Raw genomic sequence first — 25,227 nt, 5'->3', positions numbered from 1 at the left:
AATTGAGTCTTCTAAGTCTAGATAGGATATTTTTGAACAAATTACATAAAGATTTATCAAACGCAATAAGGTTTTTATCTATAGATGCTGTGCAAAAGGCAAATTCGGGTCATCCTGGAATGCCAATGGGTATGGCAGACGTAGCAACAGTTTTATTTAAAAGTTTTCTTAGATTTAATCCAAAAAATCCTAACTGGATAAATAGAGACAGATTTGTTTTATCTGCTGGTCATGGATCTATGCTTCTTTACTCTTTATTACATTTAACTGGGTACAAAAGTATTTCTTTGAATGATATTAAAAATTTTAGACAATTAAAATCTATTTGTGCGGGTCATCCTGAGTATCACCCTGGTACTGGTATTGAAACTACGACAGGTCCTCTTGGACAAGGAATTGCTAATTCAGTTGGTTTTGCTATTGCAGAGGAAATTTTAAAGAAAAAACTAGGTAAAGAAATAATAAACCATAAAACTTATGTTTTAGCTGGTGACGGATGTTTAATGGAAGGCATTAGTCATGAGGCAATGAGTTTAGCTGGACACTTAAAGTTAAAAAATCTGGTTATGCTTTTTGATAACAATTCAATATCTATTGATGGACCAACTAGCTTGGCAGTTTCAGATAATTTCAAAAAGAGATTTGAAAGTTATGGTTGGGACTACATACTAATCAATGGTCATAATGAAAAAGAAATTTTTACAGCATTAAAAAAAGCTCAAAATGCAAAAAAACCCACAGTTATTTCATGCAAAACAAAAATTGGTTATGGCTCACCTAATAAATCTGGTAAAGCCTCTTCGCACGGTAGTCCAATTGGCTTAGATGAAATCAAATTAGTTAGAAAGAGTTTAGATTGGAAGTGTAAACCTTTTGAAATTCCTAAAAGTATTTTGAATGAATGGAGAAAAGTTGGTAACAAGGGTGCAAAACTTGATTCTGCATGGAATAAAATTTATAAAAGAAAAAAAAATTTAGTAGATAAAGTCTTTAAAAATAATTTCTCTAAAGCTTTAAAAAATGAAAAGCAAAATTCTCTTAAAGAAAACAAAAGCCTAGCCTCAAGAAAAGCTTCTGAGTTAACTCTTAATGCTCTTACGAAAGAAAATAATACGTTAATTGGTGGTTCAGCTGACTTAGCAGGATCTAATAACACTAAAACCAAACATCATAACGCTATTAATTCTGTTAATTTTAATGGTGATTATATTCACTATGGTGTTAGGGAGCACGCCATGGCTGGAATAATGAATGGTTTAGCACTTCATAGTAAATTTATTCCATATGGGGGAACTTTTTTAATATTTTCTGATTATTGTAAACCTTCCATCCGTTTGTCTGCTTTGATGCAGCAACGTGTTATTTATGTGATGACTCACGACTCAATTGGTTTAGGTGAGGATGGACCAACACACCAACCTATAGAACAACTGTCTGGATTAAGATCTATTCCTAATTTAAATGTTTTTAGACCAGCAGATAGAATGGAAACTATCGAGTGTTGGGAATTGGCATTAAAAAACTCGAAGACACCAAGTGTATTATCTTTGACTAGACAAAATCTTAAACCTATTAGAAAAAAATATTCAAATATAAACAAATGTTCTTTAGGTGCTTATGAGGTTTTAAGAACTAATAAAAAAATTAATTTGACAATATTTGCTAGTGGTTCTGAGGTTAATTTAGCAATTGAGACTAGCCATAAATTAGCCAAAGATAAAATATATTCTAAAGTGGTGTCAGTACCATGCCAAGATATTTTTGATTTGCAGTCAAAATCATATAAGAAAAAAATTCTTGATGAAGCTAAATTTAAGATATCTATTGAAGCTGCTTCAACAGATTGTTGGAAAAAATATATTGGAACTGAAGGCTTGGCTTTTGGAATTGATACATTTGGTAAAAGTGCACCCTACAAAGAGATTTATAAATATTTTGGATTAACAGTTCAAAATATTTCACAAAGAACTAAAAAACTAATAAAGAGTTAAATATGACAATAAAAGTTGGTATCAATGGAATGGGAAGAATTGGTAGAATGGTAATTAGAGCTATCATTGAAAGCCAAAATAAAAACATAGAGATCAAACACATAAATAACCGATCAAATTCTGAGGCGAGTTGTTCTTTAATTAAATACGACTCTATTCATGGTAAATTTAATGCAGACTTAAATTATGATGAAAAACATTTAATTATCAATAATAATAAAATTACATTTTCACAAGAATCTAATATTGAAGATATTAAATGGAAAAAATTTGATGTTGATTATGTTTTTGAATGCACTGGAAAATTCAATTCAAAAGAAAAATTATTAACTCATATAAAAAATGGGGCTAAAAAAGTTATAGTTTCTGCTCCATGTAAAAATGCAGATAAAACAATTGTCTTTGGAGTAAATGAAAATATTTTAACAAAAGACGATCAAATTATTTCTGCTGCCTCTTGTACAACTAACTGCCTTGCACCTGTTGCTAATATTTTAAATAAAACTTTTGAAATTGAAAAAGGGTTTATGACAACCATTCATGCTTTCACAAGTGATCAAAGAATTCTAGACAATTCCCATAAAGATCCTAGAAGAGCAAGATCTGCCAGTCAATCAATTGTGCCAACTTCTACAGGTGCTTCAAAAGCAATCGGTGAAATTATACCCTCATTAAAAGGAAAGCTTGGAGGTATTGCAATGAGAGTACCAACTCCCAATGTTTCCCTTATAGAACTAGTTTTTTGTACAAAAAAAGAGATGAGCAAAGAAACAATTAATGAAGCATTTACTATCGCCTCTAAAGAACAATCAAAGAAAGTTTTAGAAGTTACTTTAGAAAAATTAGTTTCAATTGATTTTAATCATAATTCAGCTTCAGCAATTGTTGATTTGTCTTTAACTAATGTAGTTGGTAAAAATATGGGAAAAATTTCAGCGTGGTATGATAACGAATGGGGCTTTTCAAATAGAATGTGTGACATAGCAGAACATCTTCATCAAGTCTCTTAATGAGAAATATTCAAGACGAGACTAATTTTAATCAAAAAAAAGTATTACTTAGGTTGGATTTAAATGTTCCATTAGATAATGGAAAAATTACTGACACTACTCGAATAGATAAAATTTTACCTACTATTAATTTTTTATTAAAAAATGAAGCAAAGATAATAATACTATCTCATGTAGGTAGGCCCAAGGGCAAAGTGGTAAGTGAACTCTCTCTTAAACCAATATGTGAAGATCTAAAAAATAAACTAAACCAAAATATAAAATTAGTTTCAAAAAATATAAAAGAAATTAAATCTACTGATTTATTTAATGAACATGATGAAAAAATTGTAATCCTTGAAAATCTTAGGTTTTATGAAGAGGAAGAAAAAAATGATAATGGTTTTGCAAAACATTTAGCAAGTCTAGCTGATATTTATGTTAATGATGCTTTTTCATGTTCGCATAGAGCTCATGCTTCAATTTTTGAAATTACTAAATTTATTCCTTCATACGCTGGCCTCCAATTAAATTTAGAAATTGATGCACTAACTAAAATTACATCTGAAATTCAAAGACCTATAACATGCATCATAGGGGGTTCTAAAATATCTTCTAAAATTAATATCATTAAGAACTTAATTGCTAAATTTGATAATATTATAATAGTTGGTGGAATGGCCAATAATATACTTAGATATAAAGGATATGAAATTGGAAAATCTATTCAAGAAGATAATTGTGATAAAATTATTGAAGAAATATTTTTTTTATCAAAAAAGGAAAACTGTAAGATAATTTACCCTGAAGATGTTGCTGTAGGGAAAAACTTAGATGGATCAGCTAAAATAAAGGAACTAAATAATGTTTCTAGAGAAGAGTTAATTTTAGATATTGGTCCCAAGACAATTAAAGCTATCAATTCATTAATTGAAGAAAGTAGTACTATCTTGTGGAATGGGCCAGCAGGTTATTTTGAAAACTCTAATTTTGCCAAAGGAAGTCTTGAAATAGCAAAAAAGATTATTGAAAAAAATAAGAGTAATACAATTTACTCAGTTGCAGGTGGTGGTGATACCGTTTCTCTTTTAAATAGTATTGGAGCAATTAATAATTTTAATTTTGTTTCAACTGCGGGTGGTGCTTTTTTAGAATATCTTGAAGGAAAAGAACTTCCTGGTATAAAGGCTCTTAATTAACATGTCAGAACTTAACAAAATTGCATTAAAAATACTATCTAATGGTAAAGGAATCCTTGCGGCAGACGAAAGCAATGGAACCATGACTAAAAGATTAGAATCTGTCAATGTACCTTCCACCCCAGAAAATAGACTTTTATTTAGAGAAACTCTCTTCTCATCAAGTGGGATGAAAGATTTTATTGGTGGTGTTATTTTGTTTGATGAAACTATCAACCAAACATCGAACTTGAAGCAGACTATTCCAGAATTAATTTCTAAATCTGGAGCAGTTCCAGGAATTAAAGTTGATACAGGTGCAAAAATTCTGGCAGGCTCTCATGAGGAAAAAATTACAGAAGGCCTGGATGGCTTAAGAGAAAGACTAAAGAACTACTATAAACTTGGAGCAAGATTTACAAAGTGGAGAGGTGTTTTTAATATTTCAGATAAATATCCAAGCAAATTGTCCATGCACTCCAATGCTCATGCACTTGCAAGATATTCAGCTTTAGTCCAAGAATGTGGAATGGTTCCAATTGTAGAACCTGAAGTTTTAATGGATGGAGATCATTCTGCCAAAACTTGTTTTAATAAAACTTCTGAAGTTATTAAAAAATGCTTTGAAGAATTAATAATTAATAAAATAGATTTAAGTGGTGTAATTTTAAAGCCTAATATGATTTTAGCAGGAGCTGCTGCTGACAAAAAAATATCAAGTGAAGAAGTTGCAAAGCTTACCCTAAAATGCTTAAAAGAAAATGTACCAACTGATGTACCAGGAATTGCTTTTTTATCTGGTGGACAAACAGAAGTAGAAGCAACAGAAAATTTAAACTTAATTAATAAGCATAATGACACAAATTTTATTATGACTTATTCATATGGTAGAGCCTTACAACAAAGTGCACTTAAATTTTGGTCAAAAGACATTAATAATACTAGTGGTACTCAAAAAATCTTTAACCACAGAGCAAATATGTGCACGCTTGCAGCTCAAGGCAAATGGTCAAAAGAACTTGAAACAAAATAAAACAAATAAGAAATTTATTTATCTTATTTCTCCAAATAAAATACTTGATATAAATTTTTACGATGATTTAGCTCTAGTATTTAGTTCAAAAAAAATAAGTTTCTTTCAGCTAAGACTTAAAAAAGAAACAAATTTAAATAAGCTAATTATTGGAAAAAAAATTAGAAAAATTTGTAATAAGTATAAAGTTAAATTTTTAATCAACGACGACCCTCTACTTGCTAAAAAACTAAATGCAGACGGTTGTCATTTAGGTCAAAAAGATATGGACTTAATAAAAGCTAGAAAAATATTAAAGAACAAAATTATTGGTGTGACCTGTCATAATTCTATAAATCTTGCAAAGAGAGCGATTAAAGATGGTGCTGATTATTTAGCTTTTGGTGCATTTTATGCAACTAAAACTAAAAGAGTTAAATATAGAGCCAGTTTAACTGTATTAAAATCTATAAAAAAAATAACCTCCTTGCCAATTGTAGCTATTGGCGGCATAAAACTAAATAATTATAAAAAACTTTTATTGAATAAAGCTAACTTTTTGGCTATTTCAGGCTACATTTGGAATAATAAAAAATACAAACCATTAGAAGCTATTAAAAAATTAAAATGAAATTATACGCAAGTGAAATTAGAGTTGGAATGTTAATTGAATATAAGAATGACCTTTGGCAAGTTTTAAAGACGCAACATGTAAAACCTGGCAAAGGTGGTGCTTTTGCCCAAGTTGAGATGAAAAGTGTTAACAAAAATACAAAATTAAATGAAAGATTTAGATCAAGTGAGTCTGTTGAAAAAGCTTCATTAGATGAAACAAAATTTAATTATCTTTATGACGATGAAACTGATTATTATTTCATGGACCCAAAATCTTATGAACAAATAAATATTAAAAAAGAAACAATTGGAGAAAAAGGTAAAATGTTAACTGAAAACTTAGAAGTCAGTATAAGTTTTTATAATGAAAAACCTTTAACAGTTGAATTGCCCAATCAAGTAACGTGCACGATTGATACAACTGATGTTGCTTTAAAAGGGCAAACAGTTTCCTCTTCTTACAAACCCGCAACTTTAGATAATGGTGTAAATATTCAAGTCCCTCCATTTATTGAAAGCGGAGATAAAATCATAGTCGATACGAGAACTATGGAATATGTCAAAAAAATATAAATTATATGCAATCAATATCAGCCAATCTAAATGTCATGATAAAGGCTGCAGAAAAAGCGTCTAGAGCTTTAATTAGAGATTTTGGAGAAATAGAAAAACTACAAGTTTCAATCAAAGGGCCTACTGATTTTGTATCAAATGCTGATTTAAAAGCTGAGAAAATAATTATAGAAGAATTAAAAAAAGCAAGACCCTACTATTCTATTATTAGTGAAGAAGATGGTTCTGAAACTAATAAAGATAAAGAACATACATGGATAATTGATCCTATAGATGGCACTACTAATTTTTTACATGGCGTTCCTCACTTTGCAATTTCAATTGCTTTAAAATCTGGTGATGAAATAGTTTCAGGATTAATTTATGACCCAATAAAAGACGAAATGTTTTATGCTGAAAAAGAAAGTGGAGCGTTCTTTAACAATCAAAGAATTAGAGTATCCAAAAAAAGAGAGCTTAATAGCTGCTTGTTTGCTACAGGCGGCATAACTAAAAATGAAGTTGATTTGCCTTTAAGAAAATCTGGAAGTGCAGCACTTGATATTGCCTATGTTGCGGCTGGTAGATACGATGGTTATTTTCAAAATGATCTAAATTTGTGGGATATAGCTGCTGGCATAATAATGGTAAAAGAGGCAGGTGGCTTAATTAATGAAATTGACCTCTCCCAAAATAAAAACATCAAAATAAGAGCTTCTAGTATGGCAATTAATGACAAAATGCTTGAAAAATTAAAGAACTTTTAATTGTTTTATAAAATTCTTTTGCTATAAGTCTCGATATGAAAAAAGACATACACCCAGACTACCACACAATTAAAGTAGAAATGACTGATGGAACTCAATTTGAGACAAGATCAACTTGGGGAAAAGAAGGAGAGGTTTTAAAATTAGAAATCGATCCAAAATCTCATGCTGCTTGGACAGGTGGAAAACAAAAATTGATGGACAAGGGTCGTGTGAGCAAATTCAATAAAAAATTCCAAAATTTCAGATCAGAAAAGAAAGATTAAATGTCAAACGTACCATTAATGCCAATGGCAACCGCTGTTTGGTTAGTAGAAAATACAACACTTACTTTCAAACAAATTTCAAAGTTCTGCAATTTACATGAGGTTGAAGTGCAAGGTATTGCGGATGGTGAAGTTGCAAAAGGAATTATGGCTTACAATCCCATTATATCAGGTCAACTTACTAGAGAAGAAATTGAACTAGCTTCAAAAGATGAAAATAAAGAATTACAGATAAAAAATACTGATATTGAAATTTCAACTGAAGATAAAAAAATTAAAAAATATATTCCTTTATCTAAAAGACAAGACAAACCAGATTCGGCTTTGTGGTTAATCAAACATCATTCATTACTAAAAGATTCACAAATAGCAAAACTGGTTGGAATAACTAAAGCTTCTGTTACTGCAATTAAAAATAAAAGTTATTGGAATTATAACAATTTAAATCCTAAAGACCCTGTAGCATTAGGACTATTTTCTCAAAAGGATCTAATTGAGGTTATTGAAAAAGCTGAAAGAAGAATAAAAAGAGAAAAAAAAGAAAAAGAGAAAGCAAAACTAACAAGAGAAGTTTCAAACATTGAATAATTTTAATAGACACCAAAATTATATAATGGTAGTTAAACATTCTTAAAAAATACTTATGAAAATAGAAGTTAAAGATAATAATATTGAACAAGCACTTAGAGTTCTTAAAAGAAAATTACAAAGAGATGGTTTTTTTAAAGTAGTAAAATTAAAAAGTGTTTACGAAAAACCTTCTGAAAAGAAAAAAAGAATTTTACAAGAAAATATTAAAAGAGTTAAAAAACTTAATAAGCTTAAAAATAGAATTTAAATATACCGCGGGGTGGAGCAGTCTGGTAGCTCGTCAGGCTCATAACCTGAAGGTCGGCGGTTCAAATCCGTCCCCCGCAACCAATTTTTTTAAATAAACTAAACTAAATAATTAATTTTAAAAACTCTCATCAAGATATAGATTACACTTAAAAGATATAGATAAAAAATATTATTTTTTTTCTTAAGAAAGTTTTCTACTCCTGGGTATTTTATTAAGGTGAAAAACATTATAAATATTAGAGGTTCATAATATTTGTGATAGATCGTGTTTTGAATATTAGAAACTATTAGTAATGTTAATAAAAAAAAATTATTTAAGCTTAAAGATGCAATATATAAAACAAAACTAATAAAAAAAAATGATCCTATATAAAAAAAGTAATTATTATCAAATAAAAGGTTTGATAGAATAAAAAAAAATTCCCCCCCCAGTGTAGCTTAATTGATAGTTAAAAAAATAAATTAAACATACAACCAAAGGAACTATTATTATAAATCTTTTATCTAAAAAATTTTTGAACTGATTAAAAAAATTATCCATAATCAGTATTGGTGATAAATGAAAAAAAATTATCGAACTAATAATCATTACCTTATCTGATAAATTGAAATTAAAATTGATGCTTTCATTATTTATACTTGGGGTTTTTCCTGCTGCTAAAAAATTTACATCTAAAATAAAAATATAATATAAAATCGGTAATGATGCCAAAAAATTGAATATTAACAAAAAGCTTAGTTCTCTAAATTTAACTTTTTTAAGAAAAAAGAAAAAAAAATATACAAAAAAAACTGAGAAATTAGGACTTATATATGACGATACCACAAGTGAAATACAAGTGTACCATGTGTACTTAAGGTTGTCAGTTTTTCTAAATTTTAAAAAAAAATATATTGTTAAAACAAAAAAAATTAAACCTGGAAGCCTACTATCTGGCCAAATTGCTAAAGATCTAAATGTTGGAGACAAAAAAATAATTAAGGATAATAGAAAAAGGTAATTATTATTAATATTACTAAATAATAATCTTAGACATTGATAAAAAACTATTATTAATGAAATACAAAGGTGTAAGTGAACAAGTCTAATTTGATTGAGATCAAGTCCTAAATCTAAAAACAATGATAAAAATATTAGATATACTGGTGAGTGTCGGTGTCCATAGCTATCAAAATTTAAAAATGTATAAGTAAAGTTATTTGAGAAGTCCTTTATAGGCTCACGATTACCTCCAATCCAATCGCCATAAGATCCATAGTTTAAATTTTCACCAAAAAAAAAACCAGTTACTAGTGTTAAATAAAAGAAAAGAAAAAGAGAAACATTTTTAAAGGTTAAAATTTTAAATTTCACTATTGTCAATTTTAAATTTAGATTTCTTGCTATCAACTAAAAAAGCTTTAACTGTTTCCTTGGTTAGTTGATTAAAAGTTTTTCCAAAGTTCTCAATTTTTTCAATAGTTGCTGGTGGAATGGTAATAATATGACATCGCAATTGTTTTGCTTGTAAGTAATTATACGGTTCTCTAACACTCGCCCAAAGTATCTTTACATTTTTAAATTTTTTTGCCATTGCTATGCTTTTTTTAAATTCTGGAACTGGGTCTTTACCAGTATCTCCTGCTCTACCAGCAAATATTGAAATTATAACTTTAGTCTTCTTGTTAATTAATTTTAGAATTTTTTCTGTTTGTTTTGCACTATAAATTGCTGTGATATTAAGTTTAATATCTAAATTATTAAGTTCTTTAATAATTTTGCCCATAAAAATACCTTTAGAATTAGCAACTGGCACTTTTACATAAACATTCTTTCCCCAAGTATTAATCTGAAGTGCTTGTTTTTTCATTGTATTGTAATCATCAGCGAATACCTCTAGCGAAACAGGTTTATTGTTGCAAATTTTTAATATTTTCTTTGAATATGATTTGTAATCTTTTGCTCCTGCCTTTCTCATTAAGCTAGGATTAGTTGTAAAACCTTTTACAATTTTTTTTTTATTAAACTTTTTTATTTGATCTAATTCTGCAATGTCACAAAATATTTTTGTAGTCATTAATTTTTAAAGGTTTTTAGTTATGTCCTCAGTCATTTTTTTTGCATCTGCAAATAACATTAGAGTATTATCTTTATAAAATAATTCATTATCAATTCCAGCATATCCTGGAGATAAGCTCCTTTTTACAAATAATACTGATTTACATTTTTCAACATCCAATACTGGCATTCCATAGATTGGACTTTGTGGGTCAGTTTTTGCAACAGGGTTTGTTACATCATTTGCCCCAATTACAAATGCAACATCTGCATTAGCAAAATCATTATTGATTTCTTCAAGTTCAAAAACTTCATCATAAGGTACATTGGCTTCTGCCAATAAGACATTCATGTGTCCTGGCATTCTTCCTGCAACAGGATGAATTGCATAAGTAACCTTAATGTCATTTTTCTTAAGTGTATCTACCATTTCTCTTAATGCGTGTTGTGCTTGAGCTACTGCCATACCATAACCTGGTACAATTATAACAGATGATGCATTTTTCATTAAGAAGGCTGCATCTTCTGCATTACCACTTTTAACTGGTCTTTGTTCTTTATTTCCAGTTGATGCAGATTGTTCTGTTGCGCCAAATCCTCCTAAAATTACATTAAAGAATGAACGGTTCATGCCTTTACACATTATATAAGACAAGATTGCACCAGAAGATCCAACAAGTGCACCTGTTATAATTAATGCAGTATTTTCTAAAGTAAAACCAATTCCTGCAGCAGCCCAACCAGAATAAGAATTTAACATAGAAATTACTACGGGCATGTCTGCCCCACCAATTGGGATAATTAGTAAAAATCCAATTAAAAATGAAACTGCTATTAGTATCCAAAAAAAGTTAGATGACTGAGAAGAACAAAGTAAATAAGTTAAAACTAGAATTGAAATTAACAATAAAGCATTAAGAAAATGCTGTCCCTTAAAAGTAATTGGTGACCCTGACATTATTCCTTGAAGTTTTAAAAAAGCAATTATTGAGCCTGAAAATGTTATGGCTCCTACTGCAGCTCCAATTGACATTTCAATTAAACTTGCAAGTTTAATGGCACCAACTGATCCCAAGTTAAATGCTTCTGGATTTAAGAAAGCTGAGATTGCAACAAAAACCGCTGATAATCCAACTAAACTATGAAATCCTGCCACTAATTCTGGCATGGCCGTCATTGGTATCTTGTATGCTATGAATGCCCCTATAAGACCACCTACTAGTAAAAAAATTAGTACATAAATTAGTCCACTAGAAAAACTTCCAACTGATAAAAAAGTAACAGTGATAGCTATCACCATACCCAAAATTCCAAAAAAATTACCTTGTCTTGAAGTTTCAGGTGATGAAAGCCCTCTTAATGCCAATATAAATAAAACTCCTGAAATTAAATAAAATATTGCTGATAAATTTGCTGACATAATTATTTATCCTTTTTCTTTTTTTTATACATTTGAAGCATTCTTTGAGTGACTAAAAATCCACCAAATATATTAACAGCTGCAAGCGATATTGCTAAAAATCCTAAAATATTAGAAACAGTGAAGACATTATCTGAACTTCCAGCTAAGCCTGCAATTATAGCACCAACAATAATTACGGATGATATTGCATTAGTAACTGACATTAATGGCGTGTGTAAAGATGGGGTTACACTCCAAACAACATAATAACCTATAAAAATTGACAAAATAAATATGCTTAATCTAAATATAAAAGGGTCTATTTCCATAAATCTATTTAATTAGTGTTTTGTTAATTATTTCATCTTCTAGGTTAATATTAATCTTGTTATTTTCTTTATCATATAAATTGGACACAAAATTAAATACATTTTTTGAATACAGGTTCGAAGCCGAAACAGGAAGCTTATTGAGAATATTTGTTTCACCCATAATTTTTACTCCATTTTTAACTATAATTTTATCAACTTCAGTAAACTCTGAATTGCCACCTTGAATTGCTGCTAAATCATATATAACAGAGCCTGATTGCATATTATCAATCATAGAACCTTTAATGATTAATGGAGCTTTTTTTCCTGGAATTAAAGCGGTACATATTACAATATCAATTTTCTTTAAAGTTTCAGCTAAAAGATCTTCTTGTTTTTTTTTAAATTCTTCAGATGCTTCTTTTGCATAGCCTCCTTCTGTCTCGAGATTTTCAGACCCTTCAACAGTTAAAAATTTTCCACCTAAACTTTCAACTTGCTCTTTTGATGCCATTCTGACATCTGTTGCAAATACGATAGCACCCATTCTTTTTGCGGTTGCTATAGCCTGTAATCCTGCAACTCCTGCCCCAACAACCAATACTTTTGCTGCTGGAATAGTACCAGCTGCTGTCATCATCATGGGTATTGCTTTTTCAAAATTTGCAAACGACTCGATTACTGCTTTATAACCAGCAAGGTTAGCTTGAGAAGATAGTATATCCATTGATTGAGCTCTAGTTATTCGAGGCAGCATTTCTAAAGAAAAAATATTAACATTTTTTTTAGATAAATTTTCTATTTTTTCTTTATTAGCATAAGGATTGAATACCCCAATAAGCGTTTGGTTTTCTTTTAAATTTGAGAGGTTTTCATCAGGTAATAAGCTTAACTGAATAATAATATTAGCTTTACTTAATATTTCTGTTTCGTTAGAAGAAATTTCAACACCTAAATCTTTATACTCACTATCTTTAAAGCCTAAGTGTTCACCATACTTGGTGGTCAAAGAAATTTCAAAACCAAGAGCTAAATATTTTTTTGCAATGTCAGGAGTAATTGCAATTCTTTTCTCAGTATTTTGATTTTCTAAAACTGAAGCGATTATCATAAGAGAACTTTACAGCAAGAATATTGCCATTAAAACTAAAACACCTATAACAGCGACAGTTCCCCACAACACAAACTTTGTGAAATTATTCCAGGTATTTTTATGGTCTTGGTTATCCATAAAAATTACTTCTGTCTTGCTTTAAACTTTGGGTTTGTTTTATTAATTATATAAACTCTGCCTCTTCTTCTAACTAATTTAGAATTAAGGTCTCTTTTTTTTAGTGATTTTAATGAGCTTTTAATTTTCATAATATTTTTTTATAGCCGGCAATGTCCTACTCTTCCGTGTCTTAAGACAAAGTACCATTGGCGCTGAAGGGCTTGACTTCCGAGTTCGGAATGGGATCGGGTATTACCCCTTCGCAATAATCACCGGCGAAAGTGTTATATCTAAAATAATCATTTTGTAAACAAGGAATTGTAATCTTTTTTTAGTCATTTTTACCAATATTCTTCACATAATCCTCAAGGTTGATTTTTCCAAACAATTTATGAACTTTATTTGATAAATTCATGCTTGCTAAAGCTGAGGCATATCTTTCACCTTTTCTGGATGGTAGTAATTTAATTTTAACATTAAATAATTTTGCAACTTCAATAATTGTATAACTTTTTCTATTAGATATACTGTAGTGCTTAGACTGATTTTTTTTCCATGCATAATAACAGGCTTCAACAGTATCGCTGATATGTGTAAATCTTCGAGATTGTGATCCTGGCCTAACAACTGTTAATGGTAATTTTCTTTTAAACTGATTTTCAAATATTCCTATTACAGTGGACATTGGTCCTGTTTTTATTTGACCAGGTCCATAAACATTATAAAAATACAATATTTCAAATTTAAAACTAAACCATTTTTTTAAGTTCTCCAATAATTCTAAATTTTTAGCTTTAGTAAATGCATATGGAGATAAATTTTTATCATTTCCTCTATTGCCAATACTTGCTGATGTTGCTGAATACACAAGTTTTATTTTATTTAAAAGGCAGAAATTAAATACCTCATGAGAACCAATATTATTAGAATCGATGCAATCATTCATATTCAAAAAGCTTTGATAAATTCTAGAAAACTCACCAAAATGAAATATAGTTTTTATTTTATTTATTTCTTTTTTTAATATTTTTTTAACATTTTTTGTATTTCCTCTAATATATTTAACTCGGCTATCATTTATATGATTTTTTATTTTACCTGTAGAGTAATTGTCTATACTTATAATTTTAAATTTTGTTCTTTTGAGTAATAAAGCAATTAGATTGGAACCAACAAATCCAGCTCCTCCTGTTACAATAATAATATTTTTCATTAAAGTTCCCTAATTTCTTTTTTATATGATGTGTAGGTATCTAATATAGATTTTTTAAGGTCAATTTTGTTTTTCCATCCAAATTTTTTTGCTAAGGATATGTCCATAACCTTTCTTTTAATTCCATTAGGTTTGGTTAAATCATATTTGATATTAATTTTTTTTTGTGGCAAGATGGTTTTTGCAATTAATTTTGCATAGTATTCAATTGTAAAATCTTTGCCAGTTCCAATATTGATGAGTGTTGGTTTTTTCTTTTTATTCATAAAATAAACACAAGCATTAGCAATATCATCAACATGAACAACTTCTCTTTTTGCTTTACCATTGCCCCACAAAACAAGAGAATTTCTTTTACTATTTTTAAGTTTGTGAATTTTTCTAATCAACGCAGGAAAAAAGTGGGAATTTAACTCATCATAATTATCATTAGGACCAAAAGTGTTGGTTGGCATTAAGCAAGTATAATTTGTTTTATATTGTAAATTGTAACTTTCACATAGTTTTACTCCGGCAATTTTTGCTATAGCATATGCATCATTAGTTGGCTCAAGTTCACCTGTTAACAAATAACTTTCTTTTATAGGCTGTTTACAGTTTTTTGGGTAAATACAACTAGAACCTAGAAATATTAAATTTTTGACACCAGACAAGTAAGCACCATTTATAACGTTAGATTGTATTGTGAGATTTTCATATAAATAATCTGCTTTATATTTTTTATTAGAATATACTCCACCAACCTTTGCTGCTGCTAAAAAAATAAAAGCTGGCTTATTTTTTTTTAAAAATTTAAGAACTTTTGATTGATTAATAAGATTTAATCTTTTTTTACTAGCTACTAGAATATTATTATATCCTTTTTTTTTCAACTCTCTTACAATTGCACTTCCAACTAGGCCATTGTGTCCAGCTACATAGATTTTGGAATTTAAATTTATCACTTCAATAAATTAGTTAACTCTTCACTTACCATTTCCTTCACAAGTTTCGTAGTATTATATTTAGGTTTCCAATTTAATTCTTTTTTGGCTTTACTTGAGTCACCAAGTAAAGTGTCTACTTCTAACGGTCTAAAATATTCTTTATCACACTCTATAAAACAATTCCCATTTTCATCATAACATTTTTGATGAATTCCCTTACCTTTCCAGTAGTATTTTATATTAAGCTCTTTAAGTGATAAATTTATAAAATCCTTTACTGAATATTGTTTTCCTGTTGATATTACATAATCATCGGGGGTTTTTTTTTGTAACATTTTCCACATTGCTTCAACATAGTCTTTTGCATGACCCCAATCTCGTTTAGCATCTAAATTACCTAAAAATAATTTCTTTTGTTTTTTTAATTTTATTCTACAAAGAGCCATAATTATTTTTTTTGTAACAAAAGTCTCACCTCTAACTGGGCTTTCATGATTAAATAATATTCCGTTGCAAGCAAAAATATTAAAGGCTTCTCTATAATTAACAGTTATCCAGTGTGCATAAACTTTTGCAACACCATAGGGACTTCGAGGATAAAAAGGTGTTTTTTCTGTTTGAGGTATTTGCATAACTTTTCCAAACATTTCAGACGTGCCAGCTTGATAAAATTTAGTTTTTTTTTCAAAACCATGAAACTTAATTGCTTCTAAAATTCTTAAAGCACCAAGTCCATCAGCATTGGCTGTATATTCAGGAACTTCAAACGACACTGCTACATGTGATTGTGCAGCAAGATTATAAATTTCGTCAGGTTGAATATTTTTAATTATTGATGATACAGAAATAGCATCAGTTAAATCACCATAATGTAAAATTAATTTTCTTTTTTTTTCATGGGGATCTTGGTAAATGTGATCTATTCTACCAGTGTTAAATGAAGAAGATCTTCTTTTTACACCATGAACTATATAATTTTTTTTAATTAAAAATTCAGCAAGATAAGAACCGTCTTGGCCTGTAATTCCAAATATTAAAGCTATTTTTCTTTTCATTTTTTTTTTAAAAAATTTTTTGCTTATTGCAAGACACTCATTTTTAAATTCTAAAATATTATTTTTAATTTTGATTTGTTTCATGAGTTTATTATTATTTAATGTAAAACTATCATTAATAAAACTTTTATTTATATTAATAACTTTAATTTTTTTTGTATTGTAAAAATTTAACCAAGCAATTAATTGGTTTATATATATTTTCTTTCCTAAAGATATATTAAATACTCCAAAAGAATTTTTTTTTTATCAATTCATAAACAATTTGATTAAATTTGCTAATAGAAAGGAAATCTTTGTATGTCTTCTTATTATTATTATAGATATAACCTTTTTTTGCCATTTCAAAAAAAATGTCACTAAATGTATTATGAAGTTTTCTATTATTTTTATTTGGCATACTAATAATATTAGAAATCCTTAGAATTAATACCCTTGCTCCAAGTATCTTATTTACAGAAATTTCAGATATAAGTTTATTTTTAGAATAATTACAATTTGGTTCTTTTTTATCTAATTCTTTAATATTAAATTTAGCTTTATAAATTTTTCTAGTACTTATCATAACAAATTTAGTCTTTAAATTTATAATTTTTTTGGCAATTATAAGATCATTATCATTTTTATTAGCATATTTATTTTTTACAAATTTTTGATTGGATGTGCAATTAATGATAATATCAAAATTATTTATATTTTTTTTTTTAAGAAAACTTTCAAAACTAATTCTGTGAATATTTACTTTCTTACTTTTAAAGTAGTTGAATAAGTTTTTACCAATAAGTCCATTTTGACCAATAATTAATATTTTTTTTTTCATTTTATAAAAAAATAAATAAGATTTGTTAATAGGTAATCTAAGTTCTTCGTATGATTTATTCTATTTTTATTAAAAAAATATTGAACATAATCATGAGCTTGTTTACGTCTTCTCCACCATGCAAATGATAAAAATTTAAAATTAGATGAAATCATATCTTGAGATTGTCTATAGTAGGTTAGATTTTTATCCAAAACATTAAAATCTTTTTTAATATACTTTTGATATAATCCAATCCTAAAATCCATCCAAATATCAGGAAATAAATTGAAATTTATTTTCTTAAACATTATAATAAAGTCATCTCTTTTTATTGTAATGCAACTTTGAGGTGGGATATATGGCCAATAATTGGAAATAATTTTTTTTTTATTTTTAATGAATTTTAATTCATTTTTATATTTGTAAATAGGCAAATCAAACAATGAAGATATTTTTTTATTTTTTATAAAAAAATTGGTTATAAATTTTATTTTATTTTCTTTAAAAAAATCATCACTATCTAATAAAAATAGAATTTCACCCTTACTTTTTTTAAAAGCTCTATAAAATGCATTCATTTGATTGTATGAACCATATCTTCCTCTTTTTTTATTTTTTATAATTTTAATATTTTTGTATTCATTCAACTTTTTTATTGAATTGTCTGATGATGCATCATCATGAACTATTATTTCTGTATTTCTATAGTTTTGTTTTTTTATAGAGTCGATACATTCTTTTAAATACTGCCCATTATTGTAATTAGCAATTAATATTGATGCTTTTAAATTCTCAGTTTTTCTAATTTTTTTTAACATAAATGTATTCAAATGTTTTTCTAAATGGCATTTTAGTTTTGTATATTTGAAAAAAACTATTCATTATAAGAAGATTATTAACATCTCTGAAAGTATAATTTTTGATAATCATGTTATCATAATGGTGTTCGAACATTATCATGTCTACTAATTGAATTTTTTTTTTAAGACCTTTTAAAACTTCATACTCATAACCCTCTGTATCAATCTTAAGGAAAGAAATTTTATTTATATTATTCGAATTCATGTAATCTTCTAACGTTGTAATTTTTACTTTTAAAACTTGATATTTTTTTTTTTTATTGAAAAAATTTAATAAATTAAATTTTTTTTTAAAATATGATGACTTTTCATCTATTGACTTCATTGTAGAAGAGGAGCTCTCTTCAAATTGTTTAAAGTTAATCTCTTTATTTTCATTACCAAGTCCAATATTTTCTATTATTATCTCTGTTTTATTAAACTTTTTTATGTAATGTTCTTTAATATCTTTTAATCTAAAAAAATTTATTGGACTTGGCTCAAATGAAATAATTTTTTTAACATTCATATTTTTAAGAAATAACTCTATAGATTCACCTTTATGTGCCCCCACATCAAACAATATATCTATTTTAGTTAAATTTTTTTTTGATAAAAATTTAATAATTTTTCTTTGATGAAAAAAATCAAAAAATCTTAAAACTAGTAGGATTAACTTTTTAATCATTAACTCTATTATTAAAAATTATTTTTCCATACTTCATATATACTTTTTGTCCTTCAGGGCTACAATCTTCTCTTGAATTTAAACATTTATTATACTGGGATATATGTCCTTCCATTTGTTTTTGAATACGAAAGATATTGCTGTCTAAATTATAAAAAGTTTCTTTTAATGGTTTGTATTTATAAAAATTAATCTCTTTAACTATTCTATTAATATTTCTTATATTAAAGACTAGCGCAGTAAGTATGAGTAAAATAATAACTGATTTAATGTAATATTTGTAGTTTACATTACTTATGTCAAGCTTTAAGCAAATGGGTATGAAAATTAGTAAAGCAATAATGCAATAACCACCATATCTTAATGCAGGGTGATTATAAAACCACTCCACTCCTAAAATCATTATAATTATATATATTAAATAAAAAAATTTATTAATTTTTTTATTTTTAACTTTAAAAAGATGTTTTTTAAAAAAAATTACTACAATAAAAACCGTTACTATTAAGCCTAGAATAAAATCACTAACTTTATTAAAAAAATAAAGATCTATCCAATTTTTAACCCAGTTAAACCCCTGAATGTACTCTGAAGGATTTGATACTTTAGATGTCGGTGTGAGGCCAGCTTTTGACCATAGTTCATAGTGGTTATTCATTCTAATAACCTGTTCTTTGGCTATGCCCCAATTAAAATTATCAAAACAAGTAAAGTTTAAAGGATATATAATACATCCTGTATTTATAAAGTATGTGAATAAAGTAAAAAATAACATTAACAAAAATATCGAAAAAAATTTATTTATAAATAAAAAACTTATTGCCTGAATATACGTTTGGTTTTTTGACTTTACAAAGAATAATAGAGGTATAAAAAAAACTGCATACAGTATGTAAAATGCTTTCAAAGATATTATAAGTGCTGCTAACAAATATAAATTAAATAGATCTTCACTTTTAATTCTCTTAAGGTTTATAAAAATCATTAATTCAATTATTAATAAAAATATTAAAATTTGTGCTGATCTATCTGTTCCATGTTCTGCAATTCTATAAAAAAATACATTAATAAAAATTATTGAAAATAAACTTAGATAATTTGTGACATTTATTTTTTTTTTTTTAAAATTTAAGTATGAAAAAAAATTATCAATTTTTTTTAATAATATTATATTTGCAAAACCTAAAATATAAATGGATCCTAAATGAAATAAGTAATATTTTGCATGAGGCAAATAAAACAATGAGTTTAAATAAAATATTGAAGAGGGAGTTCTAAAACCATGGTTGAATTGCCCAACACCAATATAAAAACTTTGTTGAGTTAGATAATATGTGTATGGAAAATGATAATATGGAAAATCATCATGATTTTTATATAAAAACAAAGAACTAGAAATTAAACAAAATACTAAAATAGTTAAAATAAATTCTTTTTTATAACTTGAAAAATTTTTAAACAGTTTTAGGAAAGATAAAAATAGACCAAGTATGATTAATAAAATATTATGAATTTCTGAATGAGCTAATATAAAATTACTTAGATAAGAGTAAAATAATAAGACAAATATACCGAATAAACCTACATATCCCAAATTAGTTGAGGATATTTTTTTTTTTAATATTTCTAAAAAAAAAAGTCCATATCCTAATATAGAAATAAGAATTAAAAAATAATAGGCTATCAATAGAAGTAAATTGCTCACTAAAATTTCTTATAAAGTAATTTAGATTGAATCACAGTAATTTTCATGTATTTATGTCTTTCTAATATAGTAAATATCTATTATGCATAATATTACCTTAATAATTCCAGCAAAAAATGAGTCGGAAAGCCTACCTTCAGTTTTAAATGAATTAAAACAATATCCTTATAAAATTGATATTATCTTGCATTCTACAGATAGTGAAACAATTCAATCCATTAAAAATTATGATGTTAATATAATTTATCAAAAAAATTTTGGCTATGGTGATGCACTAATTCACGGCATTAACCAATGTAAAACTGAGTATTTTTGTATCTTCAATGCAGATGGATCTTTTAATCCATTAGAAATAGATGGAATGTATAAATCTTTAAATGATAAAGAATTAGATTTTATATTTGCATCCAGATATGGTGCTAATTCTGGAAGTGATGATGATACACTCTTAACACTAATTGGTAATTATATTTTTACTTATATTGGTAAAATATTTTTTAGACTTAATATAAGTGATATTTTATATACCTTTATAATTGGTAAAACTGAACAAGCTAAAAAGTTACATCTTGATCAAAAAAACTTTTCTTTTTGTGTTGAACTTCCAATAAAAGCAAAAAAAATGAAAATGGAGTTGGGGTGCATCAATTCCTATGAAAGAAAAAGAATTGCGGGAAAGAAAAAAGTAAATGCTTTTAGAGATGGATTTTTAATTTTAAGATATATGATAAAATTATTTTTTATGAAGTCTTAAAGTTATTTTTCTTTTTAAACAGTAAGTTCTTATAAAGAAATACATAAATAATTATATTAAAGAATATTATCAAAATTTGTATTTTTGTATGATTATAAAAATAAGTAGCAATTCCAATTGATATTAAATTATAAAAATTAATCATCATACCTGTGGCTGTATTTAATAAAACAATATTTACGTTAAAAGTTTTTTTTAAATACAAAAAAATAATTTGGTGTAAATGATAAATATCAGGCTTCAGTGGTGATCTTGAAAATTTTTTTTTTTCTCAATATTGAAAATAAATTTTCAAAAGCTGGATACCAAAGCAAACAAACTATAAAATATGGGGAAATATTATTATTAATTTGATATGTGTTAATTAGACATAAGGCAAATAATAATCCTAAAAAATATGCCCCTCCATCTCCAAGATAAAGTTTATTAAAAAAGTTTAATATTAATAGGGCCAGTAATACAGGTATGAAGTTATAAAAATCTATAATTTGACTAATTTCAATATCATTTAAGTTAAGATAGTAAAGACTTGAAGAGATTATCAGGCAATATCCAATAAGTAATGTATTTACTCCATCCATAAAATTATAACCATTGATTACAATTAAAATGCAAAATAAAGAAAATAATAATTTGAATATATCATACTCAAGCAATTGGTCTAAAAAAATTATTTTTGTTTCAGTAACTGTAATGGAAGAAAAATATACTACAATGCAAACAATTAAGGTTTGAACTATAAATCTTAATTTTGGAGAGTTAAATTTTTTTATATCAGAAAAAAAACCAAGTAAAAATATAAATAAAACATAGCTAAAGATAGTAAGATTTAAGTAATAATAAGAACTGAGAATTAAAATTAAACCACCAATTAGAGGTATGCTTTCTGAGGAAGTAAATTTTTGATGATTATCTCCTTGAAAATTTAAAAATAATTTTTTTTTTATGGACACATAATTTAATATTAAAGCTAAAGTTATGACTGAAATGAGTAATACTATATTCATTTATTTTTAATATCTTTTAAAAAATAGTTGAATGAAAGTAACATAAGAAATCCAAATGATTTTAATAAATTAAAATTCATATATTTTCTATAAACTAAATAACCATCATAAATTTTTTGTAGCCTTGATGAAGAAAGAGAGTCTTCTAATTTTCTCCATTTTGTCAAATTGTCCTTTAAAGCAAAAATTTTGTTATTATTAAACGTTATTTTAAGCCAAAGAACATAATCCTCTTTAGTTTTAATATTAGCAAATTTTATCTTACTAGTGATTATTTCTTTTTTTAATACTACTGTTGATAAGCCTATATCGCATGATTTTAGTAATAGTTTATAGCTCATATCTTTAGCATTTCTACTTCCAACTATTTTATTGTTAGAATTAATAATAGTATAGGAAGTATGTGAAGCATTTATTCCATTTTTTTTCATAAAAAAAATTTGTTTTTTTAATTTATTTTTTTTCCATAAATCATCAGAATCTAAAAATGCCACAAAAACACCTTTGCTTAATTTTATTCCTTTATTTCGTGATCTACCAGCACCTAAATTTTTTTTATTAATATAAATTTTAATTCTTTTGTCTTTTTTTTTAATCTTTTTAAGTAAATTTAAATCTTTTTTATTTAAATCATCATAAATAATAATTATTTCTAAATTTTTGTAAGTTTGATTTAAAACAGAATTAATACTTGAGATAATATATTCTTTTTTTTTATAATAGGGTATGATAACACTTATTAGATCCATTTAATTAGATTATTCTAATTTTATATTTAGTAAATAGAAATGAAAAAAAAGTTAATAATTTTTATGCCTTCTATAGAGGGAGGTGGAGTAGAAAAAAATCTATTTTTAGTAAGCAATTACCTTAGTAAAAAGATTGATCACGTAGCATTAATTACAATATCAAAAAAATATAAAAAAAAATTTAATAGCTCGATTGAATTTATTTCACTTATGTCAAACTATTGGGATAAATTAAGTAGAAGAAAAAAATATGTTTTATCAATTTTTTTGCTTATTAAAGAAATACTTAAAAATAAAAATGTAATAGTATTTGCATTTCAAGCTAATATTTACTGTATTATTATATGTAAATTGTTTTCTATTAAAGTGATAGCAAGATCAAATTCAGCCCCAGCAGGTTGGTCAAAAAATATATTTAAAAGATTATTTTTTAAATTTTTTTTAAATCTTGCAGATAGAGTTATGGTAAACAGTATTCAATTTAAAAGTGATTTAAAAAAAGAATTCGATGTAAATGCAAGATGTATTTATAATCCACTAAATCATGATGAAGTTATAAAAAAAGCCAAAAAAAAATCAAAGAAAATATTCACAAATAAAAAACAATTGAAAATATTAAATATAGGAAGATTTACTGAACAAAAAGACCAGATGACGCTCTTAAAATCATTAAATCAAATTAAAGAGACTGTCAAATTTGAAGCAGTTATAATTGGGCGTGGTAAGCTTTATAAAAAACTTCAAGAATATATATCAAATAATAATTTAGGACGAATTATAAAGATAGTTGATTTTGTAGAAAATCCTTTTCCACTGTTAAAACAAACTGAATTATTTATTCTATCCTCCAAATATGAGGGTTTGCCAAACGTGCTATTAGAAGCTTTAACATTAAAAAAATTTATTATTTCTTCTAAATGCCATACAGGTCCAAAAGAAATTTTATTGAATGGCAAAGGAGGCCTTTTGTTTAATGTTGGAAATTCTGATCAACTAGCAAAAAAAATAATGTATTATGAGAAGAATAAAAAAAAATGTTTAAACATGTTAAAGTATGCAATGAAAAAATTGCATAGATTTGATTACCAAATAAATCTTAAAAAATACTTAAATTTAGTTAATCAAATAAATTAAACAATATCTTTTTTTAAAATATCATTTAATTTTTGAAAATGTCTATATTTTGTGTACTGTTTAGTATTTTTCTTTATTTCAAATTTATGTTTTTTTACACCTTTTAAGTTAGCATATTTTATTAAACTGTTAGATAATTCACCCTTCTTATTACTTTCAAATAGGATTCCATGTTTCCCATCTGACAAAAACTCCGTTGGTCCATTTGGACAATTACTGGAAATTATAAATAGGTTTGTTAGAGCGGCCTCTACCATTACAAATCCAACCTCTTCCCATAATGAACTTAAAATGAAAGCTTCACCATTTTTAAAATATTTAAAAACATTTTCTACATATCCAGTTAAATAAATATTTTTTTGAAGTTTTTTTTTTATAATTTTTTTTTCTAATTTATTTCTTTCTTCGCCATCGCCTAATATTATCAATATAAATTGATCATTATGCTTAAGAAAAATTGAAAATTCATCAATTAAATATGAAAAATTTTTTTGTTTTGTTAGTCTTCCAGCAGCAAAAATTAATTTTTTTTGGTCAAATTTTTTAAAATTATTAATTTTTGAATTTTTTTTGGAAATGAATTGCTTAATATCGATTATTGCATCTGGTAAAAAAGTAATTTTATTTTGATCAAATAAATTTATGTTAATAAGTTTGTTCATTAGCTCAATAGATGGGCTTGTTACCATATATAATTTTGTTGATACTACTTTCCAAAATGATTTTCTTATTAAATTTAATCGAGGCATACCTGAAATCCTTAGAATAAATTTTGTATCTGTTTTGAATAAATTCATAACCATTAAGGGTAAAGAGGTAATTAGATGGGCAATAAAAAAATCAGGTTTACTTGATTTTATCAATTTAATAAGTGGAAAAAAACATAGTAAGAAAATTATTATGTAGGAAAATCGACTCTGTACATAACCATGTTTAGGAAGGTACTTAAAAAAATTATATTTAAAATTAACAATTTTTACATGGTTTTCTTTAAAATAATCTAAATATTTATCCCACTCACCACAAGCATTAATAATAGTAACCTCATAATCTTTACTATATTTTGATAGACTTACAGCTGAATTAATTGTTGATTTAATGGTTCCAACAGGGTTTAGACAAGGTGACCAGTATATTACTTTTTTTTTCATTAGTTTATATTGCTTTACATTAACTAATTT

The 25,227-nt window shown here is 26.4% G+C and carries 29 protein-coding genes, 1 tRNA gene and 1 rRNA gene; 13 read left to right on the top strand and 18 right to left on the bottom strand.

All coding sequences use genetic code 11. The features are described 5' to 3' along the window. The first annotated feature begins 32 nt into the window (after positions 1-32). The 11 genes from tkt to ABXT52_RS00925 all read left to right on the top strand — a co-directional run bounded on the left by tkt (position 33) and on the right by ABXT52_RS00925 (position 8,291). Positions 33-1,991, top strand: a complete 1,959-nt coding sequence (tkt, locus tag ABXT52_RS00975; protein WP_415272041.1) for a transketolase — start codon at positions 33-35, stop codon at positions 1,989-1,991. Between the two features lie 2 nt (positions 1,992-1,993). Next, positions 1,994-3,001, top strand: coding sequence for a type I glyceraldehyde-3-phosphate dehydrogenase (gap, locus tag ABXT52_RS00970; protein ID WP_415272040.1), 1,008 nt, complete (start codon positions 1,994-1,996; stop codon positions 2,999-3,001). Beyond that, positions 3,001-4,179, top strand: a complete 1,179-nt coding sequence (locus tag ABXT52_RS00965) for a phosphoglycerate kinase (RefSeq protein WP_415272039.1) — start codon at positions 3,001-3,003, stop codon at positions 4,177-4,179. Before gap ends, ABXT52_RS00965 begins: the two co-directional genes overlap by 1 nt. A 1-nt stretch (position 4,180) precedes the next feature. Then, complete coding sequence (locus ABXT52_RS00960; RefSeq protein WP_415272038.1) at positions 4,181-5,191, top strand: class I fructose-bisphosphate aldolase; 1,011 nt, start codon at positions 4,181-4,183, stop codon at positions 5,189-5,191. Further along, positions 5,178-5,801 (top strand): thiamine phosphate synthase, encoded by a 624-nt coding sequence (gene thiE, locus ABXT52_RS00955; protein ID WP_415272037.1) that lies wholly within the window; start codon positions 5,178-5,180, stop codon positions 5,799-5,801. Before ABXT52_RS00960 ends, thiE begins: the two co-directional genes overlap by 14 nt. Further along, positions 5,798-6,358, top strand: a complete 561-nt coding sequence (gene efp / locus ABXT52_RS00950) for an elongation factor P (protein WP_415272036.1) — start codon at positions 5,798-5,800, stop codon at positions 6,356-6,358. Before thiE ends, efp begins: the two co-directional genes overlap by 4 nt. Positions 6,359-6,363: 5 nt before the next feature. Continuing rightward, positions 6,364-7,104: an inositol monophosphatase family protein gene (locus ABXT52_RS00945; protein WP_415272035.1), complete on the top strand. Its 741-nt coding sequence runs from the start codon at positions 6,364-6,366 to the stop codon at positions 7,102-7,104. 35 nt (positions 7,105-7,139) lie between these two features. After that, positions 7,140-7,370, top strand: coding sequence for a 50S ribosomal protein L31 (gene rpmE / locus ABXT52_RS00940; protein WP_006997324.1), 231 nt, complete (start codon positions 7,140-7,142; stop codon positions 7,368-7,370). Beyond that, the gene (locus tag ABXT52_RS00935) at positions 7,371-7,958 is read left to right on the top strand and encodes a cell cycle transcriptional regulator TrcR (protein WP_415272034.1); all 588 of its coding nucleotides are present in this window, start codon (positions 7,371-7,373) and stop codon (positions 7,956-7,958) included. Between the two features lie 55 nt (positions 7,959-8,013). Continuing rightward, positions 8,014-8,208, top strand: coding sequence for a 30S ribosomal protein S21 (gene rpsU / locus ABXT52_RS00930; protein WP_006997326.1), 195 nt, complete (start codon positions 8,014-8,016; stop codon positions 8,206-8,208). 6 nt (positions 8,209-8,214) lie between these two features. After that, positions 8,215-8,291 (top strand) — tRNA-Met (locus tag ABXT52_RS00925). 307 nt (positions 8,292-8,598) lie between these two features. Here ABXT52_RS00925 and ABXT52_RS00920 read toward each other — a convergent pair. The 15 genes from ABXT52_RS00920 to ABXT52_RS00850 all read right to left on the bottom strand — a co-directional run bounded on the left by ABXT52_RS00920 (position 8,599) and on the right by ABXT52_RS00850 (position 20,402). Then, a complete protein-coding gene (locus ABXT52_RS00920) occupies positions 8,599-9,564 on the bottom strand; it encodes a hypothetical protein (protein WP_415272033.1) in 966 nt (321 codons plus the stop codon). After that, positions 9,554-10,267: a transaldolase family protein gene (locus ABXT52_RS00915; RefSeq protein WP_415272032.1), complete on the bottom strand. Its 714-nt coding sequence runs from the start codon at positions 10,265-10,267 to the stop codon at positions 9,554-9,556. The genes ABXT52_RS00920 and ABXT52_RS00915 overlap by 11 nt, the downstream gene beginning before the upstream one ends. A gap of 6 nt (positions 10,268-10,273) precedes the next feature. Continuing rightward, complete coding sequence (locus ABXT52_RS00910) at positions 10,274-11,668, bottom strand: NAD(P)(+) transhydrogenase (Re/Si-specific) subunit beta (protein ID WP_415272031.1); 1,395 nt, start codon at positions 11,666-11,668, stop codon at positions 10,274-10,276. Positions 11,669-11,670: 2 nt separating this feature from the next. Next, positions 11,671-11,979: a proton-translocating transhydrogenase family protein gene (locus ABXT52_RS00905; RefSeq protein WP_271519182.1), complete on the bottom strand. Its 309-nt coding sequence runs from the start codon at positions 11,977-11,979 to the stop codon at positions 11,671-11,673. Positions 11,980-11,983: 4 nt separating this feature from the next. After that, positions 11,984-13,072 carry a Re/Si-specific NAD(P)(+) transhydrogenase subunit alpha gene (locus ABXT52_RS00900; RefSeq protein ID WP_415272030.1) on the bottom strand — a complete coding sequence of 363 codons (1,089 nt, stop codon included), beginning with the start codon at positions 13,070-13,072 and terminating at the stop codon, positions 11,984-11,986. A gap of 9 nt (positions 13,073-13,081) precedes the next feature. Beyond that, entirely contained in the window at positions 13,082-13,192 is a 111-nt protein-coding gene (locus ABXT52_RS00895) for an aa3-type cytochrome c oxidase subunit IV (RefSeq protein WP_018413861.1), read from the bottom strand. 5 nt (positions 13,193-13,197) lie between these two features. Continuing rightward, entirely contained in the window at positions 13,198-13,323 is a 126-nt protein-coding gene (ykgO, locus tag ABXT52_RS00890; protein ID WP_006997331.1) for a type B 50S ribosomal protein L36, read from the bottom strand. 13 nt (positions 13,324-13,336) lie between these two features. Beyond that, positions 13,337-13,451 (bottom strand): 5S ribosomal RNA (rrf, locus tag ABXT52_RS00885). A 54-nt stretch (positions 13,452-13,505) separates the two neighbouring features. Continuing rightward, a complete protein-coding gene (locus ABXT52_RS00880; protein ID WP_415272029.1) occupies positions 13,506-14,387 on the bottom strand; it encodes an NAD-dependent epimerase/dehydratase family protein in 882 nt (293 codons plus the stop codon). Beyond that, complete coding sequence (locus tag ABXT52_RS00875) at positions 14,387-15,331, bottom strand: GDP-L-fucose synthase family protein (protein ID WP_415272028.1); 945 nt, start codon at positions 15,329-15,331, stop codon at positions 14,387-14,389. Before ABXT52_RS00875 ends, ABXT52_RS00880 begins: the two co-directional genes overlap by 1 nt. Beyond that, on the bottom strand, positions 15,328-16,368 hold the full coding sequence (gmd, locus tag ABXT52_RS00870; protein ID WP_415272505.1) for a GDP-mannose 4,6-dehydratase: 1,041 nt from the start codon (positions 16,366-16,368) through the stop codon (positions 15,328-15,330). Before gmd ends, ABXT52_RS00875 begins: the two co-directional genes overlap by 4 nt. A 220-nt stretch (positions 16,369-16,588) precedes the next feature. Continuing rightward, entirely contained in the window at positions 16,589-17,188 is a 600-nt protein-coding gene (locus tag ABXT52_RS00865; RefSeq protein WP_415272027.1) for a sugar nucleotide-binding protein, read from the bottom strand. Continuing rightward, complete coding sequence (locus ABXT52_RS00860; protein WP_415272026.1) at positions 17,185-17,988, bottom strand: glycosyltransferase family 2 protein; 804 nt, start codon at positions 17,986-17,988, stop codon at positions 17,185-17,187. The genes ABXT52_RS00865 and ABXT52_RS00860 overlap by 4 nt, the downstream gene beginning before the upstream one ends. After that, the gene (locus ABXT52_RS00855) at positions 17,972-18,697 is read right to left on the bottom strand and encodes an FkbM family methyltransferase (RefSeq protein ID WP_415272025.1); all 726 of its coding nucleotides are present in this window, start codon (positions 18,695-18,697) and stop codon (positions 17,972-17,974) included. Before ABXT52_RS00855 ends, ABXT52_RS00860 begins: the two co-directional genes overlap by 17 nt. Then, positions 18,690-20,402 (bottom strand): hypothetical protein, encoded by a 1,713-nt coding sequence (locus ABXT52_RS00850; RefSeq protein WP_415272024.1) that lies wholly within the window; start codon positions 20,400-20,402, stop codon positions 18,690-18,692. Before ABXT52_RS00850 ends, ABXT52_RS00855 begins: the two co-directional genes overlap by 8 nt. Before the next feature lie 82 nt (positions 20,403-20,484). On the opposite strand from ABXT52_RS00850, the gene ABXT52_RS00845 reads away from it, so the two are divergent. Next, the gene (locus ABXT52_RS00845) at positions 20,485-21,156 is read left to right on the top strand and encodes a glycosyltransferase family 2 protein (protein ID WP_415272023.1); all 672 of its coding nucleotides are present in this window, start codon (positions 20,485-20,487) and stop codon (positions 21,154-21,156) included. Between the two features lie 233 nt (positions 21,157-21,389). Here the strand turns inward: ABXT52_RS00845 and ABXT52_RS00840 are convergent, their stop codons facing one another. Continuing rightward, positions 21,390-22,163 carry a hypothetical protein gene (locus tag ABXT52_RS00840; protein ID WP_415272022.1) on the bottom strand — a complete coding sequence of 258 codons (774 nt, stop codon included), beginning with the start codon at positions 22,161-22,163 and terminating at the stop codon, positions 21,390-21,392. Continuing rightward, positions 22,160-22,912: a glycosyltransferase family 2 protein gene (locus ABXT52_RS00835; protein ID WP_415272021.1), complete on the bottom strand. Its 753-nt coding sequence runs from the start codon at positions 22,910-22,912 to the stop codon at positions 22,160-22,162. The genes ABXT52_RS00840 and ABXT52_RS00835 overlap by 4 nt, the downstream gene beginning before the upstream one ends. Positions 22,913-22,951: 39 nt before the next feature. On the opposite strand from ABXT52_RS00835, the gene ABXT52_RS00830 reads away from it, so the two are divergent. Continuing rightward, positions 22,952-24,046 (top strand): glycosyltransferase, encoded by a 1,095-nt coding sequence (locus ABXT52_RS00830; protein WP_415272020.1) that lies wholly within the window; start codon positions 22,952-22,954, stop codon positions 24,044-24,046. On the opposite strand, the gene ABXT52_RS00825 is transcribed toward ABXT52_RS00830, so the two are convergent. Continuing rightward, entirely contained in the window at positions 24,043-25,197 is a 1,155-nt protein-coding gene (locus ABXT52_RS00825) for a glycosyltransferase (protein ID WP_415272019.1), read from the bottom strand. The two genes, ABXT52_RS00830 and ABXT52_RS00825, sit on opposite strands and share 4 nt — an antisense overlap. Between the last annotated feature and the right edge of the window lie 30 nt (positions 25,198-25,227).

Source organism: Candidatus Pelagibacter sp. Uisw_121 (assembly GCF_047722545.1).
Taxonomy (GTDB): Bacteria; Pseudomonadota; Alphaproteobacteria; order Pelagibacterales; family Pelagibacteraceae; genus Pelagibacter.
This window is presented reverse-complemented; position numbering and strand designations above follow the sequence as displayed.

Bases quoted from the DNA above. Each gene is read 5' to 3' on its own strand.
- ABXT52_RS00880 (WP_415272029.1), bottom strand. From the start codon at position 14,387: ATGAAAAATATTATTATTGTAACAGGAGGAGCTGGATTTGTTGGTTCC.
- ABXT52_RS00945 (WP_415272035.1), top strand. From the start codon at position 6,364: ATGCAATCAATATCAGCCAATCTAAATGTCATGATAAAGGCTGCAGAA.
- ykgO (WP_006997331.1), bottom strand. From the start codon at position 13,323: ATGAAAATTAAAAGCTCATTAAAATCACTAAAAAAAAGAGACCTTAAT.
- ABXT52_RS00845 (WP_415272023.1), top strand. From the start codon at position 20,485: ATGCATAATATTACCTTAATAATTCCAGCAAAAAATGAGTCGGAAAGC.
- ABXT52_RS00865 (WP_415272027.1), bottom strand. From the start codon at position 17,188: ATGAAAAAAAAAATATTAATTATTGGTCAAAATGGACTTATTGGTAAA.
- rpsU (WP_006997326.1), top strand. From the start codon at position 8,014: ATGAAAATAGAAGTTAAAGATAATAATATTGAACAAGCACTTAGAGTT.
- ABXT52_RS00895 (WP_018413861.1), bottom strand. From the start codon at position 13,192: ATGGATAACCAAGACCATAAAAATACCTGGAATAATTTCACAAAGTTT.
- ABXT52_RS00825 (WP_415272019.1), bottom strand. From the start codon at position 25,197: ATGAAAAAAAAAGTAATATACTGGTCACCTTGTCTAAACCCTGTTGGA.
- ABXT52_RS00840 (WP_415272022.1), bottom strand. From the start codon at position 22,163: ATGAATATAGTATTACTCATTTCAGTCATAACTTTAGCTTTAATATTA.
- ABXT52_RS00835 (WP_415272021.1), bottom strand. From the start codon at position 22,912: ATGGATCTAATAAGTGTTATCATACCCTATTATAAAAAAAAAGAATAT.
- ABXT52_RS00960 (WP_415272038.1), top strand. From the start codon at position 4,181: ATGTCAGAACTTAACAAAATTGCATTAAAAATACTATCTAATGGTAAA.
- ABXT52_RS00965 (WP_415272039.1), top strand. From the start codon at position 3,001: ATGAGAAATATTCAAGACGAGACTAATTTTAATCAAAAAAAAGTATTA.
- ABXT52_RS00860 (WP_415272026.1), bottom strand. From the start codon at position 17,988: ATGTTAAAAAAAATTAGAAAAACTGAGAATTTAAAAGCATCAATATTA.
- ABXT52_RS00900 (WP_415272030.1), bottom strand. From the start codon at position 13,072: ATGATAATCGCTTCAGTTTTAGAAAATCAAAATACTGAGAAAAGAATT.
- gap (WP_415272040.1), top strand. From the start codon at position 1,994: ATGACAATAAAAGTTGGTATCAATGGAATGGGAAGAATTGGTAGAATG.
- ABXT52_RS00935 (WP_415272034.1), top strand. From the start codon at position 7,371: ATGTCAAACGTACCATTAATGCCAATGGCAACCGCTGTTTGGTTAGTA.
- ABXT52_RS00915 (WP_415272032.1), bottom strand. From the start codon at position 10,267: ATGACTACAAAAATATTTTGTGACATTGCAGAATTAGATCAAATAAAA.
- ABXT52_RS00830 (WP_415272020.1), top strand. From the start codon at position 22,952: ATGAAAAAAAAGTTAATAATTTTTATGCCTTCTATAGAGGGAGGTGGA.
- ABXT52_RS00905 (WP_271519182.1), bottom strand. From the start codon at position 11,979: ATGGAAATAGACCCTTTTATATTTAGATTAAGCATATTTATTTTGTCA.
- ABXT52_RS00910 (WP_415272031.1), bottom strand. From the start codon at position 11,668: ATGTCAGCAAATTTATCAGCAATATTTTATTTAATTTCAGGAGTTTTA.
- rpmE (WP_006997324.1), top strand. From the start codon at position 7,140: ATGAAAAAAGACATACACCCAGACTACCACACAATTAAAGTAGAAATG.
- efp (WP_415272036.1), top strand. From the start codon at position 5,798: ATGAAATTATACGCAAGTGAAATTAGAGTTGGAATGTTAATTGAATAT.
- ABXT52_RS00855 (WP_415272025.1), bottom strand. From the start codon at position 18,697: ATGATTAAAAAGTTAATCCTACTAGTTTTAAGATTTTTTGATTTTTTT.
- gmd (WP_415272505.1), bottom strand. From the start codon at position 16,368: ATGAAAAGAAAAATAGCTTTAATATTTGGAATTACAGGCCAAGACGGT.